This is a genomic window from Clostridioides sp. ES-S-0001-03 (genome assembly GCF_020676075.1).
GTDB lineage: Bacteria > Bacillota > Clostridia > Peptostreptococcales > Peptostreptococcaceae > Clostridioides.
Map to the genome: position 1 here is coordinate 204,813 of NZ_JACVWJ010000003.1, position 18,086 is coordinate 222,898.

15 protein-coding genes and 1 riboswitch are annotated in these 18,086 nt (G+C 28.5%); of the genes, 11 read left to right on the plus strand and 4 right to left on the minus strand.

All coding sequences use genetic code 11. From position 1 onward, the window contains the following. Nucleotides 1-3: 3 nt before the first annotated feature. A complete protein-coding gene (gene typA / locus IC174_RS07450; protein WP_227434769.1) occupies nucleotides 4-1,827 on the minus strand; it encodes a translational GTPase TypA in 1,824 nt (607 codons plus the stop codon). 214 nt (nucleotides 1,828-2,041) lie between these two features. Here typA and IC174_RS07455 point away from each other — a divergent pair, with 214 nt between their 5' ends. The 9 genes from IC174_RS07455 (at nucleotide 2,042) to IC174_RS07495 (ending at nucleotide 11,303) form a co-directional block, all read left to right on the plus strand. Next, nucleotides 2,042-2,284, plus strand: a complete 243-nt coding sequence (locus IC174_RS07455) for a hypothetical protein (protein ID WP_227482560.1) — start codon at nucleotides 2,042-2,044, stop codon at nucleotides 2,282-2,284. Nucleotides 2,285-2,401: 117 nt separating this feature from the next. Further along, a complete protein-coding gene (locus tag IC174_RS07460; protein WP_227434767.1) occupies nucleotides 2,402-2,593 on the plus strand; it encodes a DUF1450 domain-containing protein in 192 nt (63 codons plus the stop codon). Nucleotides 2,594-2,903: 310 nt separating this feature from the next. After that, the gene (locus IC174_RS07465; protein ID WP_227482561.1) at nucleotides 2,904-5,402 is read left to right on the plus strand and encodes a heavy metal translocating P-type ATPase; all 2,499 of its coding nucleotides are present in this window, start codon (nucleotides 2,904-2,906) and stop codon (nucleotides 5,400-5,402) included. A 155-nt stretch (nucleotides 5,403-5,557) separates the two neighbouring features. Further along, nucleotides 5,558-6,226, plus strand: coding sequence for a response regulator transcription factor (locus tag IC174_RS07470; protein ID WP_227434765.1), 669 nt, complete (start codon nucleotides 5,558-5,560; stop codon nucleotides 6,224-6,226). Beyond that, nucleotides 6,210-7,487: a sensor histidine kinase gene (locus IC174_RS07475; protein ID WP_227434764.1), complete on the plus strand. Its 1,278-nt coding sequence runs from the start codon at nucleotides 6,210-6,212 to the stop codon at nucleotides 7,485-7,487. The genes IC174_RS07470 and IC174_RS07475 overlap by 17 nt, the downstream gene beginning before the upstream one ends. 554 nt (nucleotides 7,488-8,041) lie before the next feature. After that, on the plus strand, nucleotides 8,042-8,965 hold the full coding sequence (locus IC174_RS07480) for an ABC transporter ATP-binding protein (RefSeq protein ID WP_227482562.1): 924 nt from the start codon (nucleotides 8,042-8,044) through the stop codon (nucleotides 8,963-8,965). Beyond that, nucleotides 8,958-9,767 carry an ABC transporter permease gene (locus IC174_RS07485; RefSeq protein WP_227482563.1) on the plus strand — a complete coding sequence of 270 codons (810 nt, stop codon included), beginning with the start codon at nucleotides 8,958-8,960 and terminating at the stop codon, nucleotides 9,765-9,767. Before IC174_RS07480 ends, IC174_RS07485 begins: the two co-directional genes overlap by 8 nt. Nucleotides 9,768-9,772: 5 nt before the next feature. After that, a complete protein-coding gene (locus IC174_RS07490; protein WP_227482564.1) occupies nucleotides 9,773-10,546 on the plus strand; it encodes an ABC transporter permease in 774 nt (257 codons plus the stop codon). Between the two features lie 535 nt (nucleotides 10,547-11,081). Beyond that, nucleotides 11,082-11,303, plus strand: a complete 222-nt coding sequence (locus IC174_RS07495; RefSeq protein WP_227482565.1) for a hypothetical protein — start codon at nucleotides 11,082-11,084, stop codon at nucleotides 11,301-11,303. Between the two features lie 265 nt (nucleotides 11,304-11,568). Here the strand turns inward: IC174_RS07495 and IC174_RS07500 are convergent, their stop codons facing one another. Continuing rightward, nucleotides 11,569-12,333, minus strand: a complete 765-nt coding sequence (locus IC174_RS07500; protein ID WP_227434760.1) for a DeoR/GlpR family DNA-binding transcription regulator — start codon at nucleotides 12,331-12,333, stop codon at nucleotides 11,569-11,571. A gap of 286 nt (nucleotides 12,334-12,619) precedes the next feature. Here IC174_RS07500 and fsa point away from each other — a divergent pair, with 286 nt between their 5' ends. Next, a complete protein-coding gene (gene fsa, locus IC174_RS07505) occupies nucleotides 12,620-13,294 on the plus strand; it encodes a fructose-6-phosphate aldolase (protein ID WP_227434759.1) in 675 nt (224 codons plus the stop codon). A gap of 129 nt (nucleotides 13,295-13,423) precedes the next feature. On the opposite strand, the gene IC174_RS07510 is transcribed toward fsa, so the two are convergent. Beyond that, a complete protein-coding gene (locus IC174_RS07510; protein ID WP_227434758.1) occupies nucleotides 13,424-14,818 on the minus strand; it encodes an SLC13 family permease in 1,395 nt (464 codons plus the stop codon). 63 nt (nucleotides 14,819-14,881) lie between these two features. Further along, nucleotides 14,882-16,228: an MATE family efflux transporter gene (locus IC174_RS07515; RefSeq protein WP_227482566.1), complete on the minus strand. Its 1,347-nt coding sequence runs from the start codon at nucleotides 16,226-16,228 to the stop codon at nucleotides 14,882-14,884. Between the two features lie 266 nt (nucleotides 16,229-16,494). Further along, nucleotides 16,495-16,597: riboswitch (purine riboswitch) on the plus strand. A gap of 93 nt (nucleotides 16,598-16,690) precedes the next feature. Here IC174_RS07515 and IC174_RS07520 point away from each other — a divergent pair. After that, nucleotides 16,691-18,067, plus strand: a complete 1,377-nt coding sequence (locus IC174_RS07520) for an NCS2 family permease (protein ID WP_227434756.1) — start codon at nucleotides 16,691-16,693, stop codon at nucleotides 18,065-18,067. The last annotated feature ends 19 nt before the right edge of the window (nucleotides 18,068-18,086 follow it).

Genomic DNA, 18,086 nt, shown 5'->3' on the forward strand with positions numbered 1-18,086 from the left:
AATTTATTTACCTTGTCTAGACTTATTATATCTTAATCTATCATGTTCATTTAATAATCTTTTTCTAAGTCTTATAGAATCTGGTGTGATTTCAACTAATTCATCATCTTCTATAAATTCTAATGCTTCCTCAAGAGTGAATATTCTAGGAGGTGATAATTTTATAGCATCATCTGAACCAGAAGCACGTACGTTACTCATTTTCTTGTTTTTACAAGGATTAACTACCATGTCGTCTTTTCTAGAATTCATACCAATTATCATACCTTCATAAACTTCTACACCAGGGTCTACAAACATCGTAGCTCTATCACTTAAAGCATTAAGAGAATATCCCATAGTAACACCAGGTCCTTGTGCTATTAAGACACCATTTCCTCTTGAAGGTATTTCACCCTTAAATTCTTCAAATTTTTCAAATGAACGAACTAGAGTACCTTCTCCACGAGTAGCATTTATAAACTCACTTCTATATCCTAAAAGACCACGAGTAGGAGCTAAGAATTCTATTTTTACATAGTCTCCTTCTATTGACATAGACTCCATCATACCTTTTCTCATGTTCAATTCATTTATAATAGTACCTGAATAAACTTCTGGACAGTTTACAATAACTCTTTCTACTGGTTCCATCAATTTTCCATCTTCTTTATGCATTAAAACTTCAGGCTTAGAAACACCAACTTCATAACCTTCACGTCTCATATTTTCAAGAAGTATAGATAAATGAAGTTCTCCACGTCCAGAAACTTTATATCCATCAGTAGTATCAAGAGGTTCAACTTTAAGTCCTACATTTACTTCAAGTTCTTTTTCAAGTCTGTCTTTTAAATGTCTAGTTGTAACGAATTTACCACTTTTTCCAACAAATGGGGAATCATTTACTAAGAAGTTCATAGAAAGAGTAGGCTCTTCTATTTTTATCATTTCCATAGGAAGTGGATTATCTAAATCACATAGAGTTTCTCCTATAGATATATCAGGAATACCAGATATAACAACTATTTCTCCACTAGTAGCTTCATTCACTTCAACTTGTTTTAAACCTTCATATACAGAAAGTCTTGATACTTTTCCTCTAGATACAACAGAACCTTCTCTACAAATAGCAACTTGTTCATTGCTTTTAAGTGTTCCTTTATAGATTCTACCTATACCAAGTCTACCTACATAATCATCATATGCAAGAGCTGATATTTGGAATTGTAGAGATTCATTGTCGTAATCAGGATAAGCTTCAACATGATTTACAATAGTTTTAAATAGTGGAGATAGGTCTTCACTGTCATCATCCATTTCAAGTTTAGCTATACCTTGTTTAGCTATTCCATATATTATAGGGAACTCACATTGTTCGTCTGTTGCATTTAAGTCTACAAATAAATCGAAAACTTCATTAACTACTTCTTCCGCTCTTTGGTCTTTTTTATCAATTTTATTGATAAATAGTATTGGTTTTAAACCGAACTCTAAAGATTTTTGTAAAACAAATCTAGTTTGAGGCATTGGGCCTTCGCTTGCATCAACTAGTAAAATAACTGTGTCAACAGTTTTCATAACACGTTCAACTTCAGAAGAAAAGTCGCTATGTCCTGGTGTATCAACTATATTTATTTTATAGTCTTGATAGTTTATTGCACAGTTTTTTGAATATATAGTTATGCCTCTTTCTTTCTCAAGGTCGTTACTGTCCATAACGCAGTCTTTAACTACTTCATTTTCTCTAAAAACACCACTTTGAGAAAGGAAAGCATCAACTAGTGTTGATTTTCCTGCATCAACGTGGGCAATAACTGCGATATTTATAATTTTATGTTTTTGTGACATTTTTGTTGCTCCCTTCGATTAAAATAACTTATTAATTATATCACAATATATTATTAGGTACAAGGAAAAATAGATTAAAATGCATTAATATAATTTAAATTAGGTAAAAATGTTGATTTCAAATATATAAATTTATTTTGTTTAAAAAAAATTTTTAGACAAATAATAAATTTATAAATGAACATACTAATTTAAAAGTAGAGGATGATATATATTGGAAGTAACTAAAATAATCATTAAATATTTTACAAGTGAAAGTGATACTTTCATAAAAGAGGAAGTAGATAATTTTGAAGAACTTTTAAGATGTTCTAAAAAGTTTATTGAGGGTAAAAAAATAGAAGAAGATGTTTTATATATAAAATCTAAAGAAAACTACAAAGTAAATGTAGTTAAGTTTATAGAAGTTAAAGAGTTGGAGATAGTAAAAAAACAGCAAATACCCCCATACATGTAATAGTAAAATTACTATAAAATGGAATGCATGGAAATAATTTATTGTAAAAAAAAAATTACAAAGCTTATATTTGGGTATAACTGTATTAATTAGACATTAATTAGGAGGAACTTAAATATGATAAGAGTATGCCCAAACTGTTCAAATGTGGATGTAAATAAGCTAAAAACTTTAGTTGGAGAAGAAAATGTGAAGACTGGTTGTATAGGTCAATGTAGAGCATTTAAAAAAGAAGCTGTAGGAATAATAGATAATGAGCTTGAAATAAGAGAAACAGAGGAAGAATTTTTTGAAGCATGTAAGAAATAAACTATACATGTAAGAAAAAACTACAGTAGAAAATAAATTATATAAAAGAGAGCATATAAATTGAGTAAGTATTTAGCAATTTATTTGCTCTCTTTTTATGTACATATTTAATTATGAGTATACTTTTTTATTAAATACAAATAAATATAACTAAATTAAATTTATTTATTAAAAAAATATTGATTAAATATACCTATAGGGGGTATAATAAATACTATAGATTTCCAAATAAAGAATTTATCAATATTACATATCAAAATAAAATATACAAATTAATTGAAAATATATTGAAAGAGAGGAAGAGTTTATTATGAGTTCAAATAAAATAGTAGAAAATTATAAAATCACAGGTATGACATGTGCAGCTTGTGCAAAGGCAGTAGAAAGAGTAACTAAGAAATTAGATGGAGTATATGACCAAAGCGTAAACATAGCTACTGAAAAACTTAAGATAGAATATGACAATTCTAAAGTTAGCTTTGATGACATAAAGCAGGTTGTAGAAAAAGCTGGATATGGAATTATAAAGGAAGAAAGTAATAAAAAAATTGATATGAAAATTGATGGAATGACATGTGCAGCCTGTGCAAAAGCTGTAGAGAGAGTAGTAAAAAAATTGGATGGAGTAGAAAGTATTAGTGTAAATATTGCAACTGATAAAGCTAATATAGACTATAATCCATCAAAAGTAAAATTATCTCAGATAAAAGCAGCTATAGAAAAAGCTGGTTATAAACCAATAGAAGAAGTAAAAAATAAAGTTGATGTAGATGAAGATAAATTAAGAAAAGAAAAAGAAATGAATACTTTATTTATTAAATTCATAGTTGCAATAGTATTTGCAGTACCTTTGTTTTATATAGCAATGGGTCCTATGATAATAAAACCTATAGGACCATGGCCTTTACCAGAAATTCTAAATCCTATGACAAATACTTTAAATTATGCATTAGTTCAATTGATTTTAGTAATCCCAGTTATGATAGCTGGATATAAATTTTATATAAATGGGTTTAAAGCACTTTTTTCTTTAAGTCCTAATATGGATTCTTTGGTTGCAATTGGTACCTTGGCAGCATTTTTATATAGTCTATATACAACAGTACAAATAGCAAATGGACAAATTCAGGGTATGCACCATCATCAGTTGTATTATGAAAGTGCAGGAATAATAATAGCACTTATATTACTTGGTAAATATTTAGAATCAAAATCAAAAGGAAAAACATCAGAAGCAATTAAAAAACTTATGGGGCTACAACCTAAAACTGCAATAGTAATAGTTGATGGTAAAGAAATAGAGACTCCTATAGAAGAAGTTGGAATAGGAGATATAATACTAGTAAAACCAGGGACTAAAATACCAGTAGATGGAGTTGTAATAGAGGGATATACATCAGTTGATGAATCTATGCTTACAGGTGAAAGTATACCAGTAGAAAAAAATATTGGAAGTAAAGTTACAGGAGCTAGTATAAATAAAAATGGTGTTATTAAATTTAAAGCTGAAAAAATTGGTGGAGATACAGCTCTTGCTCAAATAATAAAATTAGTTGAAGATGCACAGGGTACAAAAGCACCCATTGCTAAACTTGCTGATACTGTTTCTGGATATTTTGTACCAATAGTAATTGCAATAGCTATAGTATCATCATTATTGTGGTTTTTAGTGGGTGGAAAAGATATAGTATTTGTACTTACTATATTCATATCAATACTTGTAATTGCTTGCCCTTGTGCATTAGGATTGGCTACACCAACTGCTATAATGGTTGGAACTGGAAAAGGTGCAGAAAATGGAATACTGATAAAAGGTGGGGAAGCACTAGAATCTGCTCACAAAGTAAATACAGTAATATTTGATAAAACAGGTACAATAACAGAAGGAAAACCAAAAGTAACAGATATTGTATTAAATAATGTGAAAGAAGAATACCTAATTAAGATTGCTTCAAGTGCAGAGAAAGGTTCAGAACATCCTCTAGGAGAAGCAATAGTTAGATATGGAGAAGAGAAAAATATACAGATTGAAAAAGTTGATAACTTTAAAGCTATACCAGGTGCTGGTATACAAGTTGCTATAAATAATGAAAATATATTACTTGGAAATAGAAAGCTTATGAACGACAATAATATTAACCTTAAAGATTTAGAGGAAAAATCTAATATACTAGCAAGTCAAGGTAAGACACCTATGTATATTGCTGTAGATGGAAATTTATCAGGAATAATTGCAGTTGCAGATGTGGTTAAAGAAAGTAGTAAAAAAGCAATAGATATTCTTCATGATATGGGAATAAAAGTTGCAATGGTAACTGGAGATAATGTTAAGACTGCAAATGCTATAGCAAGTCAAGTAGGTATAGATATGGTATTAGCAGAGGTTTTACCAGAAGATAAATCAAAAGAAGTTGAAAAATTACAAAATCAAGGTAAGTTTGTTGCAATGGTAGGAGATGGAATAAATGATGCACCAGCTCTTGCAAAAGCTGATATAGGAATAGCAATAGGAAGTGGAACAGATGTAGCAATTGAGTCTGCAGATATAGTGCTTATGAAGAGTGATTTAATGGATGTTCCAACTGCGATTAAACTTAGTAATGAAACTATAAAAAACATAAAGCAAAACTTATTTTGGGCATTTGGATATAATACAATTGGTATACCTGTAGCAGCAGGATTATTGTATATATTTGGAGGACCTCTTTTAAATCCAATGATTGCAGCAGCAGCCATGAGTTTAAGTTCAGTTTCGGTAGTTTCAAATGCGCTTAGACTTAAAAATTTCAAAGCATATAAAAAAAATTAGAATAATAAATTAAGTAAAAATGTATTTAAAAGAGCTATCTTTAATTAAAAGGATTAATTTACAAATTAAGATAGTTCTTTTTTCATGTAAAATTCACAACAATGAGATAAAATATAAGTAATATAAGAAATTTTAAAATAGAAAGGATTGATAGGATGAACTCGTCAATACTTGTAATCGAAGACGATTCAAACATACAAGAATTAATATCAGAGTTTTTAAGTGCAGAAGGCTATCAGGTTGAGTCAGCAAATGATGGATTAGAAGGTATACAAAAATTTAAGCAAGGAAGTTATGACTTGGTAATATTGGATATAATGATGCCAAACTTAGATGGTTATGGAGTTTGTAAAATGATAAGAAAATCATCAAGTGTTCCAATTATATTTTTGACTGCTTTAAACGATGAAGGAGATCAACTTAAGGGATTTGACTTAGAATGCGATGATTATATAACAAAACCATTTTCATTTAATCTTCTCATTAAAAGAGTAGAAGCTATCTTGAGAAGAAGCAATAAAACGATAAATGATAAGTTTATAGTTTTTGAAAAATTAAAGTTAGATTTAAACACATATATTGCTGAAATAGATGGAGAGCCTATAGAACTTACATTAAAAGAATTTAATATATTGAAAGCTTTGATAGAAAAATATCCACAGGTTATAACTAGGGAAGGTCTTTTAGATAGTATATGGGGTTATGATTATTATGGAGATACTAGAATTGTTGATGCACATATAAAAAATATAAGAAAAAAAATATCATTACCATATATTAAAACTGTAAAAGGAATAGGATATACACTTGAGAAGGATATTTGATAAGTGGGAAAAATTAAGTATAAAGTATAAATTATTTTCCATAACAACATCATTATTAATAGCATTAGCTTTAATAATATACCTAATTTTATATTTTTTATTGCCATCATATTATCATGAGTATAAAATTGAGTCTCTTCAAGAAAGCTTAAAATCTCTAGTAGATAGTTCAATTCACTTTGATACATATACTTTAGAAGAAAGACTCTATTATATGGCTAAAGACCAAAACCTTGCTATTTTACTAAAAGACAACCAAGGAAAAATTGTATATGGTAAAAATGAAGTAGTTATTTTAAGATATAGTAAGTATATGATTAATAGTATTGAAGATGAGTATAGAACATCTATACCTATATATACAAAAGACTCAAAAGATGGGCCATATAGTTTAGAACTTGTTATGCCATTACAGCCAATTGACGAAGCAAATGAAGTCATAAGAAAGTTAATGCCATACATTATATCAATAGCGATATTAATAGCAATTATTGGAGCATATATATATTCAATCGTAATAACAAAGCCTCTTATAAATATAATAGAAAGTGAAAGAGAACAGGAATATAGAAGAAAGGATTTTGTTGCAACGATATCACATGAATTAAAAACTCCAATAACCATAATAAGTGGTCAAATTGAAGGAATGATTTATAGTGTAGGTAAGTATAAAGATAGGGATACTTACTTGAAAAAATCATATGAATGTACACAAGAGCTAAAAGATTTAGTAAATGAGATGATAGAGGTTTCAAAATCAGAAATACTAGAAAAAGATTTAAAATTAGTATCAATAAATATAAGTGAACTTTTAAATAGACTGGTAAAAAGACAAGTATTTTTAATAGAAGAAAAACATATGAAAACTATTCTAAAAATAGAAGAAAACCTAGAAATTAAGGCAGACCAAGAGAGAATAACTAAAGCAATTAATAATATAATAAATAATGCTATAAAATATTCTCCTGAAGGCTCAGACCTTATAATTAGACTTTATGATAAAAACAATCGAATAAACAAAAAAACTTCTAATCAAAGAGTTATTTTAGAAATTGAAAATACTGGTGTAACTATAGAGAAACGTTATTTAGAAGAGATATTTAATCCATTTTATAGAATAGAAAAATCTCGTTCAAGAAAAACTGGAGGAAGTGGTCTTGGTCTTTATATAGTCAGTCAAATTTTTAAAACTCATGGGTTTGAATACAGTATAAAAAATAAGGAAAACTCTGTAGTATTTACGGTTGAATTTAAAAATTAGCTTTAAAACATATATAGAGTATCTTTTCATAAGTTGGAAAATGTCAGCATAGCCTGTATTTACGAGTTTTGATAAGGATGGTAGTAGAAAATTAGCAAAATCAAGGCTTTGCAGACAGCAGGCAGACAGTGTGATTATATAAAACTGAATATTATGATAGAAAAAGGACGCATTTTTGAAATCTGCGTCCTTTTTCTATTGGATTTTGCTTATCCTTGAAAAGTCAGCAGGAAGTAAAGAACATCATTGAATGGGATTCATTGATGGCTTTTGATTAAATGGGTTTTAGAGCCGTGTTACAGTCATTTTTAGATACCGAAGATACAAGGCATCTTACTTAGAGGATGGGCAAAATCTAGCGCTGGATAAGGTGGATTTTGGTTATCTCATTGAGCATTTATACAGGCAGACTGGAACTGAATATGAGTTATTCCCTGCTGAAGAAGAAATTTGAGAGGGATTTTTTGGATAAATTGCAAGGTTAATGCAAGGTTCTAGCAAGATTAATGTAAGATTAGAGTGTTATAATGGGAATCAGAATAGGGGGAATGTATATGAACAAATACATAATTGAAACGAAAAATCTTACAAAACAGTATGGTTCGCAAAAAAGTGTTGCTGACCTGAACATCCATGTACAGAAAGGGAGAATTTACGGTCTGCTTGGTAGAAACGGAGCAGGAAAAACTACCACAATGAAAATGTTGCTTGGATTAACACAGCCTACTTCTGGTGAAGTGAAGATTTTTGGAAAATGCTTAAAAGACAATGAAAAAAAATTGCTGCCACACATAGGAAGTCTGATTGAATCGCCTGGTTTTTATCCGAACCTGACTGCTACGGAAAATCTGTGTATTTTTGCTACTTTACGTGGAATTCAAAACCGGAACGCTATCAAAAATGCTTTGGATTTAGTAGGTCTTCCCTATAAAGACAAAAAGCTGTTTTCTCAATATTCTCTGGGAATGAAACAAAGACTAGCGATTGCTCTTGCTATTGTGCACGAGCCAGAATTATTGATTTTGGACGAACCAATTAACGGTCTTGACCCTATTGGAATTGCAGAAATACGCTCATTTATCCATGACCTATGTAAAAAAAGAGGAAAGACCATTTTAATCTCCAGTCACATTTTATCAGAGATAGCTCTGCTGGCTGATGATATAGGAATTATCGACCACGGAGTATTATTGGAAGAAGAAAGTCTATCTGAACTGGAACAGAAAAGCAACAAACATATTCATTTTACGATTTCTGATACAGCACAGGCAGGAAGAGTTTTGGAACACATATTCCATGAGCAGTACTTTACAATTCAAGATGACCACAATTTAAGACTGCATAATCTTGATTTATCTGTTGGAAAAATTGTAACTTCGTTTGTAGAGAATGGATTAGAGGTTTTTGAAGCACATACTTGCGAAGAGACCCTTGAAGACTACTTCAAACGAGTAACCAGAGGTGAGGTAATTGCTTAAACTTATAAAATGTGAATTTTGGAAGTTAAAACGCAAAAAGTTATTATACGCACTTTTGTCATTATCATTATTCTTTCCCTTAATTTTAACATATATGGCAAAATCCAGAACAAACACAGATATGACAGAACATTATCTTCAAACAAGATTTGATTATGTCTATACAATGATGTTAGGTTATGGATTGGTTTTTTTACTGCCTTGTTTAATTGGTATTATTGCAGCTATTCTTTTCTTTATAGAAAGAGACTGTAATACTTCAAAAAATATCAGGACAATACCTATTGCAAATACGCAACTTATCAGGGCAAAAATCTATATGTTATTTATTTTTGGAATTGCTTTTTGCCTAATAAATACCTTATCAGTTGCATTGTTTTCCAGTTTGTTTCATGCAGGAATGGTTTATGGTATGTCCTATAAGTTAATGATGAGTTTAGTTTTTGCTGTGCTTATTGTAGCGGCTTCTTTACCGATTGTTTTTCTGATTATTTATTTTAACAAAACATTTTTATTGTCCATCTTGCTTGCATTTTTCTATTCTATTTTCAACTGGGGAATATTGGGGACTGTGGGAACCTCCATAAGTGCTTCTAAAATCACTTTTTTAAATTTCTTTCCAGTTATATGTGTTATGAACTGGGCGAGCGGTTCCATGATGAATAATCTGCAAAAAGATAATCTTTTACCAGAAGCATACGATATTGTACCAACCACTAGCCATACAGTTTTACTCATGGTGATTACTGTTACTATCTCCTTATGGCTGATAGTTCGATTCTACAAAAAATGGACGAGGTAATATATATGGAAAATATAGTAAAAGTTGAATTTTTGAAATTAAAACGATATTCTGTAATAAAGGCTGGAATTATTATGACAACACTTTCTCCACTACTGTCATTATTTTATTCAACAGCTAGTGGTGGACAATCATGGACATTTGAATATTTCATGCAACAGGTTATGACTAGTAATTGTACCCTTTTCTTCCAGATTATTATTACATTGATTGCTGGATATATCATAACACGGGAATATACAGACGATACCATAAAAAACCTATTAACAATTCCTATTCCTTACAAACAACTACTTTCCAGCAAATTACTTGTACTACTACTCTTAACAATTTATTTCAGTTTTATAGGATGTGTTATAGCGTTAGTAATCAATATAATTGCTGGATTTCCAGGAGTAGGTTTTGGCAATATCATTAATATGTTTATTCATATTATCGGAGCAAACATTTTTGTATACATTGCTGTTTTACCCATTATCTTACTTTTCTGTTGTTCAGTAAATAACTTTTTGGGTGGTGTTGCACTTGCTTTTGTATATGGATATTTTGGAACTTTTGAAGGAACATTATTAAATTATTATCCGATTAAAGCAAGTATGATTTTAATGGATTCTAATTGTAGTGCGGAGTATGGATATACTTATCGTATTTTTCCTGCTTTAATTGTACTGCTGTTCATTTTATTGATTTCTGGAATTATCCTTGCTGGCAAAAAGAAAGAAACTAGTGTATTAACGATTACTAAAAAGAAAAAAACAGCAAGAAAAAAGGGATGGTAATAATTTAAAAATAAGCCAACAGAAGATTATTCTTCTATCAGTTTATATTGGATAATTTTGTAAATTAAATACTGATCTGCAATACAATATCTTTACATATATAGTATTTTCTACATTAAAAAGTAGAAGTTTCAATAATAGTTCATTGTAAAATCATAAAAAATTCATACTAAAAATGTATTATGTAAATAGAAATAAAAAATTTTAAACCATAAAATAACACCAAGCTATAATGATGATATAACCTAATATCCTCCAATTAAATCATCATTATAGTAATTCCCAACAATTAAATGCAATGAATTTAAGTAAATGCAATGAATTTAAGAAATAACATCGAGCATAGAGTATATATGCTTGATGTTATTTTTATTTTAAAACGAAAAATAGGTAATCTTTATTAAAAGTTATATATTCAGATAGTCTTAAATTACATTTAATAACTTAAAAATTATACTTGATAGAGCAAATAAATATATACATTTTGGGAAAAATAACTGTAGGAAGTATTATATTTACAGAGGAGGTAGTTTTGATGGATAGACTTAAAAGAGATATGCAAAACATGAAAGAAGATTTAAAAGAAGGTGCTAAAAAGACAGCTTATGTAATGAAAAATACTGCTGAAGACTTAAAAGATGACGCTCAAGGTGCTATGGTAAACCTAGAAATGAAGAAAGATGAAATGATGGAAAGATATGAGCAAAAGAAATTTGCAAAAGATTTAGAAAAGCAAATGAAAGATGAAATGAAATAAAGTTTTGTCTATAGATTTAGGTACTATTATCAATAATAGTTCTTAGATAAGAAATACTATAAAAGGTTTTACAGAAGAAATAGACTTTCTAAAAATAACTGTATTATATTTAGAAAGTCTATTTCAAGTATGTTATATTTAAATCATATCAATTTTAAATATTAAATTTGATTATTGCTGTAATCATATAGAATTAAGGCTTTTAAGGATATTTACAAAATAATGGTTTATCTCTTTAATCTATTTGAAAAATATATCGTTAAGTTTATAAAACATTCACATTAAATTCTGATAAAGTATTTACTATGTCAGGAGTAGGTGATTTTTCTGTAATTATAGAACTAATGTCTTCTAAATGAGCAAATTTAAAGTTTCCATCAAATTTAAATTTTTTATCTTCCATAACTATAAATACTTTTTTACTTGAATTTATTATAGCTTTTTTTGTAAGTCCATCTTCAATTTCAAATGTTGTAAGAGAAGAATTAAATACATCTATACCACAACTGCCCATAAAAGTTTTATCAAATTTATATCTTGATATAAAGTCTATTGTCGGAGTACCAACAAATCCATCTAAGCTAAGATTTAATAAACCACCAGTAGAAATTACATTTAAATTATTGGGCTTTGAAGTAACTACATTTAGTATATCTAGCATATTTGTGACCAATGTTACTTTCTTATTGCTTTCAGCTAACAGTTTAGCCAACAATATATTGATTGTAGATATATCTAAAAATATAGTTTCTCTATCTGAAATTAGATTAAATGCTTTTTCTGCTATTATTTTTTTTGTTGGTATATTAATTTCTTTTCTATCTTTTGTATCTTGGTTTTCAAGGGTTTCTCTGACTAGTACAGCTCCACCATAAATTCTTCGTATTGAAGAAATTTTTTCTATATTTTTTAAATCTTTTCTTATACAATCTTCAGTAACATTAAATTTTGAACTGAGTTCTTTTACAGTAACTCTTCCTTCTTTTTTTAGGATATTTAATATAGCTTGAATCCTTTCTTCCGCAAACATCTTTTACCTCTTTTCCTGAATATAGTATTATAGTAAATATTATAAGATAAAAGATAAAATATCAACTATTTTAATATGGAATACAACATTAATTTAATATAAAAAGTATGTTATTCTTAATAGTTTATTTAAAACTTAATAAATAAAGAAATTATAAAAATATACAACAGAATCAAACAATAAAAAAACATAAAAAACAATAATAAAAAAGTTGAAAATAATACCAAACCAATATATAATAAGAATAAATAAAATAAAAAAATAAAGTTTAAAGGGGGATATTTTAATGCAACTAATCTTAGATACAGGTAACATAGAGGAAATTAAAGAGCTAAGTACTTATTTACCAGTTGATGGTGTAACAACAAATCCAAGTATTATTTCAAAGGAAAAAAAGAATTTTAAGCAACTTATAAGTGAGATTGGTGAAATTATAGGTGAAGATATGCCTATACATGCTCAAGTATTAAGTACAAAGTATGAAGATATATTAGATGAAGCATTATATATAAGTAGTTTGAGAGAAAACATATATGTGAAAATACCTGTAACACAAGATGGTTTAAGAGCTATAAAAGACCTTCATAAAAAAGGAATAAAAATAACTGCCACTGCAATATTTACTGCTCATCAGGGATTTTTAGCTGCAAAAGCTGGAGCAAATTATGTTGCACCTTATGTAAACAGACTTGATAATATATCTGGGGATGGTGTATCTGTGGTTTCAGAGCTTATAAAAATAATAGATACTTATAATATGGATACAAAGGTACTTGCTGCTAGTTTTAAAAATGCACAACAGGTTATAGAATTAATGAAGTGTGGAGTACACAGTGTTACAGTGCCATATGATATTTGTAAATCCATGATGAATCATCCATTGACAGATTGGAGTGTTGATAAGTTTATAGAAGATTGGGAAAATACTTTTGGAAAAGGTAGCAAAACAAATAACATTTAATTTTAGAATAAAAAATTAGTTTTTATGCAATTTTATAAATAGATTTTTATAAAAAAGATGAAAATATGAATTAACTTAAGATAATAATGTTCTAAATTATTAAAAAGAAAATTCATATTTTCATCTTTGTTAAACTTCTAGACCTATAAATCTCCACCAAGGGAAGGTTATACAGATTATTATAAAATAGGTTAAAGGAATTAAAGTCAAACCATACTTAAAAATAACCTTACTATTATATAGATTCTCACCATGTCCAACCATTATTGTTGCATGATGAAAAGGCAATATGTATTGTATACTTACTACAATATAAACAAAAAGGCAAAGAACAATACTATTTTCTTTCAATATATGTAAACTTCCAAGTAATGGTATCACCACAGAGGATGTAGTGACAGCACTTCCAAGGCATATATTCAGTATTATTGTCAGGGTTATTAAAAATAATATTGAAATAGTTTTTGAAGAGTTTGGAATTAATTTTATTAAATAGTTTCCCATTATATCAACAACTCCAGAATACTTTAGTACTCCTCCAATTGAAAACGCTGCTACAAAAAAAATGAGAACTTTCCAATTTATTTCTTTTAAAGTATTGAAACCAATTATTCCTTTTAACAACAAAAGAAGTACACAAATAGACATTATAATTAGTGTATTTAAATTATGAATAAATTGAGTTAAGAACATAAAAAACATTATTCCTAAACATAAAAATACATGTTTTTGTTCATCACTTAATAAACAAAATTCTTTTTTTAGATTAGAATATGAAAATTGAAATTTATTAGAATTAAGATTATCATAAGAAGTAAATTTTATTAAAGATAATTCTTTTTTAAAAACAATTATAAATAAAAAATAAGTTATAAAACAAGTGATTATAGTTGGAACAGACATATAAAAAGCCCACTGCCCCCAGTTTATATTACAATTTCCAAGTTCTAGGACTACATAGTTTAAAAGAGTATCTCCATTTACAAAAAACATTGATGTAAATGTAGATGCTGTAAATATACTAAAGAGAAGTATAGATTTTGAATCATCAGCTAAGTGTTGTTCTTTAAAAAATTCTTTATAAAAAGCTGACACAAGAATGACTCTTGGAAATGGCTGTGGTATGAAAAATATTAATAATACACCTAAAATATATGATAAAAAAATCATTTTTTTAGGGGTATCTACAGTATTTAAAATTAATTTTTCAGAAATAATTTTTGCAACACCTGTCTTTGCAACTGCATTAGTAATTATGTAAGCAAGGATTATTATATAAAAATTTTCTGTAAATAAAAATTGTAAAATGACTTTCAAAGGTGCAATATTAAAAATAAAAGCTAATATTACAAAGACTAGTGCAACTACAGTTTTTTCAACAGAGTCTACAGCCCATATTAAGATAGTTAAAAACGATAAGCATATAGAAAATTTTATATTGAAACTATAATTTAGAAAGAAGTAAAGAATTATAGTAACCATAATAGTCATGCAAAATTGTTTTGGTTTAAGAATAATATCCATTTTTTGTATCCACCTCCATAATTTATTATATCATAATGAAGGAGAATACATTTTATTAAAAGATTATTCATTAATTCTATGATTTACAATAGCTTTAGTTTTCCAATAACCTTTTTTATAATAGATGACTGTAACAATAAGACCTAAAGTCCAACCAAAAGGTATACCCATCCAAATTCCATCTGTTCCAAATAATCTAGAAAATAAATAAGAAGCAGGAATTCTTCCAAGCCATAAAGATACGACTGAACTCATCAAAGCAAACATAGAATCACCAGCACCTTTCATTGCACTTGAAAGTACAAAGGAAGTACCAATAAATAAGAAAAAAGGTCCTATTATAAATAAGTAAGAAGAACCAATTTTAATGACATCTTTGTCTGTATTAAATAGAGAAATTAAGTTTTCTCTAAATAATAAGATTAAGGCAACGACAACAATTGCTAGAATTAAAGCCATTTTTATAGATTCACGAATTCCTTTTCTAACCCTTTCATTTTCTCCAGCACCTATATTTTGAGCAACAAAAGTGGAAACAGCAGAACCAAGGTTCATGATAGGTAAGCTTATAAAGTTTTCTATTCTAAGACCAGCTCCAAAAGCTGCCATGGCAGATGTACCATAACAATTAACTAAAAATTGAAGAGCCATGTTGCCAATTGAAAATAACATCTGTTGAACTCCACTTGGAAGTCCTAATCTAAGACCATCTTTAAATATTTTATTGTCATATACAATTCCTTTAATCTTAAATTTAAGTACTTCATGTTTTTTATTTAAATATATTATGCTAATTATAAATGATACTGCTTGAGCCATTATAGTGGCAAGTGCAACACCTTCAACTCCCATTTTCAAGACAACAATAAAAGTTAAATCTAAAACTATATTTAAAATTGTGGCTATTATTAAAAAATAAAGTGGAGTTACTGAATCTCCAAGTCCTCTAAGTATTGCACTTACTGAATTATATCCAGCAGAAAATAAGATTCCACCAAATATTATAGTAAGATACAGTTTTGATTGATTAAAAACTGATTCTGGAGTATTCATAAGCTTAAGCATAGGACCTCCAAATACTATTCCAATAACACTTATCAATATAGAGCCAATAAATAAAAGTATATATGTAGTATCAATAGTAGCTTTTACTTTTTTTAAATCTCCTGAACCATAAAACTGTGAAATTAAAATAGAAAAACCAAGACTGACACCCATAAGCATTGCTACAAGCAAAAACATTATAGGGTTAGCACCTGAGACTGCTGCCATAGCTTCTTTACCAATAAATCTACCAACTATAATACTGTCAGCAGTATTGTATAGTTGTTGAAATAAACTACCAATAAGCATAGGCATAGCAAAAAAGAATATAGATTTTCCCTCATGACCTGTAGTTAAATCTTTCACCCTTATTCCTCCAAATTTAAAAATTATTAATTATCAATTTGCTATAATAAATATAATATAATCTTAACATAAACTTTATATCTGTACTATAAATAAATTGTATTAAATAATCATATATTTTATAAAAATGTAAAGAATATAAGTATGACGTAGATATAGAAAATTAACATTTAATATAATCGAATATTAATACAAATTTATTCTAATATATACGCATATATTGACAAAATTAACTATATAAATTAAAATAATATTCGTAAAGAAAAATTCATGTTTTATATTGTATAACATATAATTTTGACAATACGGGTCATAAGTTTCTACCGGAATACCGTAAATATTCTGACTATGTATACTATTATTTAGTTAAATAAATATTTATTTAACTAAATTATGAAGGATACGACTCAGCTTATTAGTTACTGCGTCGTTTTTTTGTAAAATTTAATAGGAGGTGTTGTTATGCAAACAACAAACAGTAGTACCATGCAGAAACTTTTTCCAATTTTGACTAATAAAAATGTCGACATGAAGAAAGAAGTAATTGCTGGTGTAACTACTTTTTTAACTATGGCTTATATAATAGCTGTAAATCCAAACATTTTATCAGCAACAGGGATGCCAGCAGGTGCTCTTGTTACAGGGACATGTCTAGCAGCAGCATTTGGATGTATTTTAATGGGAATGGTTGCAAATCTTCCTTTTGCTTTAGCATCAGGTATGGGTCTTAATGCATTTTTTGCATACACAGTAGTCTTACAAATGGGGGTTCCTTGGGAAGTAGCTCTTACAGCGGTATTTGTAGAAGGTATCATTTTTATAATATTATCAGTAAGTGGAGTTCGTGAAGCTGTTGTAAATGCAATACCAAAGAATATGAAGCTTGCTGTTACAGGTGGTATAGGTATATTTATTGCACTTATAGGTTTAGTTAATTGTGGAATCGTAATTGGAGATCAAGCTACTCTTATAAAGATGGGGAAATTTACTCCAGCAGTAATAATAGCTTGCATAGGATTAATAATTGTAGCAGTATTAGATAAAAAAAGAGTTAAAGGTTCTATCCTTTTTGGAATAGTAGTAAGTTCATTACTTGCTTGGGGATTTGCATTTATGAATCCAGAATATGCACAAAAATTAGGTATATACTTACCTAGTGGAATATTCAAGTTTGAAAGTTTAGCACCGATAGCAGGTAAAATAGATTTAGGATATGTATTACATCCAACAAATATAGGTGGTTTCTTTGTAATAGTTTGTACATTCTTATTTGTTGATTTCTTTGATACAGTAGGTACATTAGTAGGGGTTTGCTCTAAAGCAAATATGCTAGATGAAAAAGGAAATGTTCCTAATGTAGGTAGAGCTTTGCTTACAGATGCAGTTGCAACTACAGTAGGTGCAGGGCTTGGAGTATCTACAGTTACAACTTATGTTGAGAGTTCAACAGGAGTTATTGCAGGTGGTAGAACTGGATGGACAGCAGTAACAGTTGGTGTTTTATTCTTAGTTGCAATGTTTTTCTCTCCTGTATTTATAGCAATTCCATCATGTGCTACAGCACCAGCTTTAATTTATGTTGGGTACTTGATGCTTGGTACAGTTAAAGATATTGAGTTTGACAATATAACTGAAGGTGTTCCAGCTTTCGTTACTATTGCTTGTATGGCATTAACTTATAGTATAGGTGATGGTTTAACTCTAGGTATATTAACTTATGTTTTTGTAAATGTATTTTACAACATATTTGGAGCTAAAAAGGCTGAAGATAAGAAACATGTTTCAGTAGTAATGATTGTTCTTGCTATATTATTTATAATAAAACTTTGGCTATTATAATAGATATTGTTTAAAAATT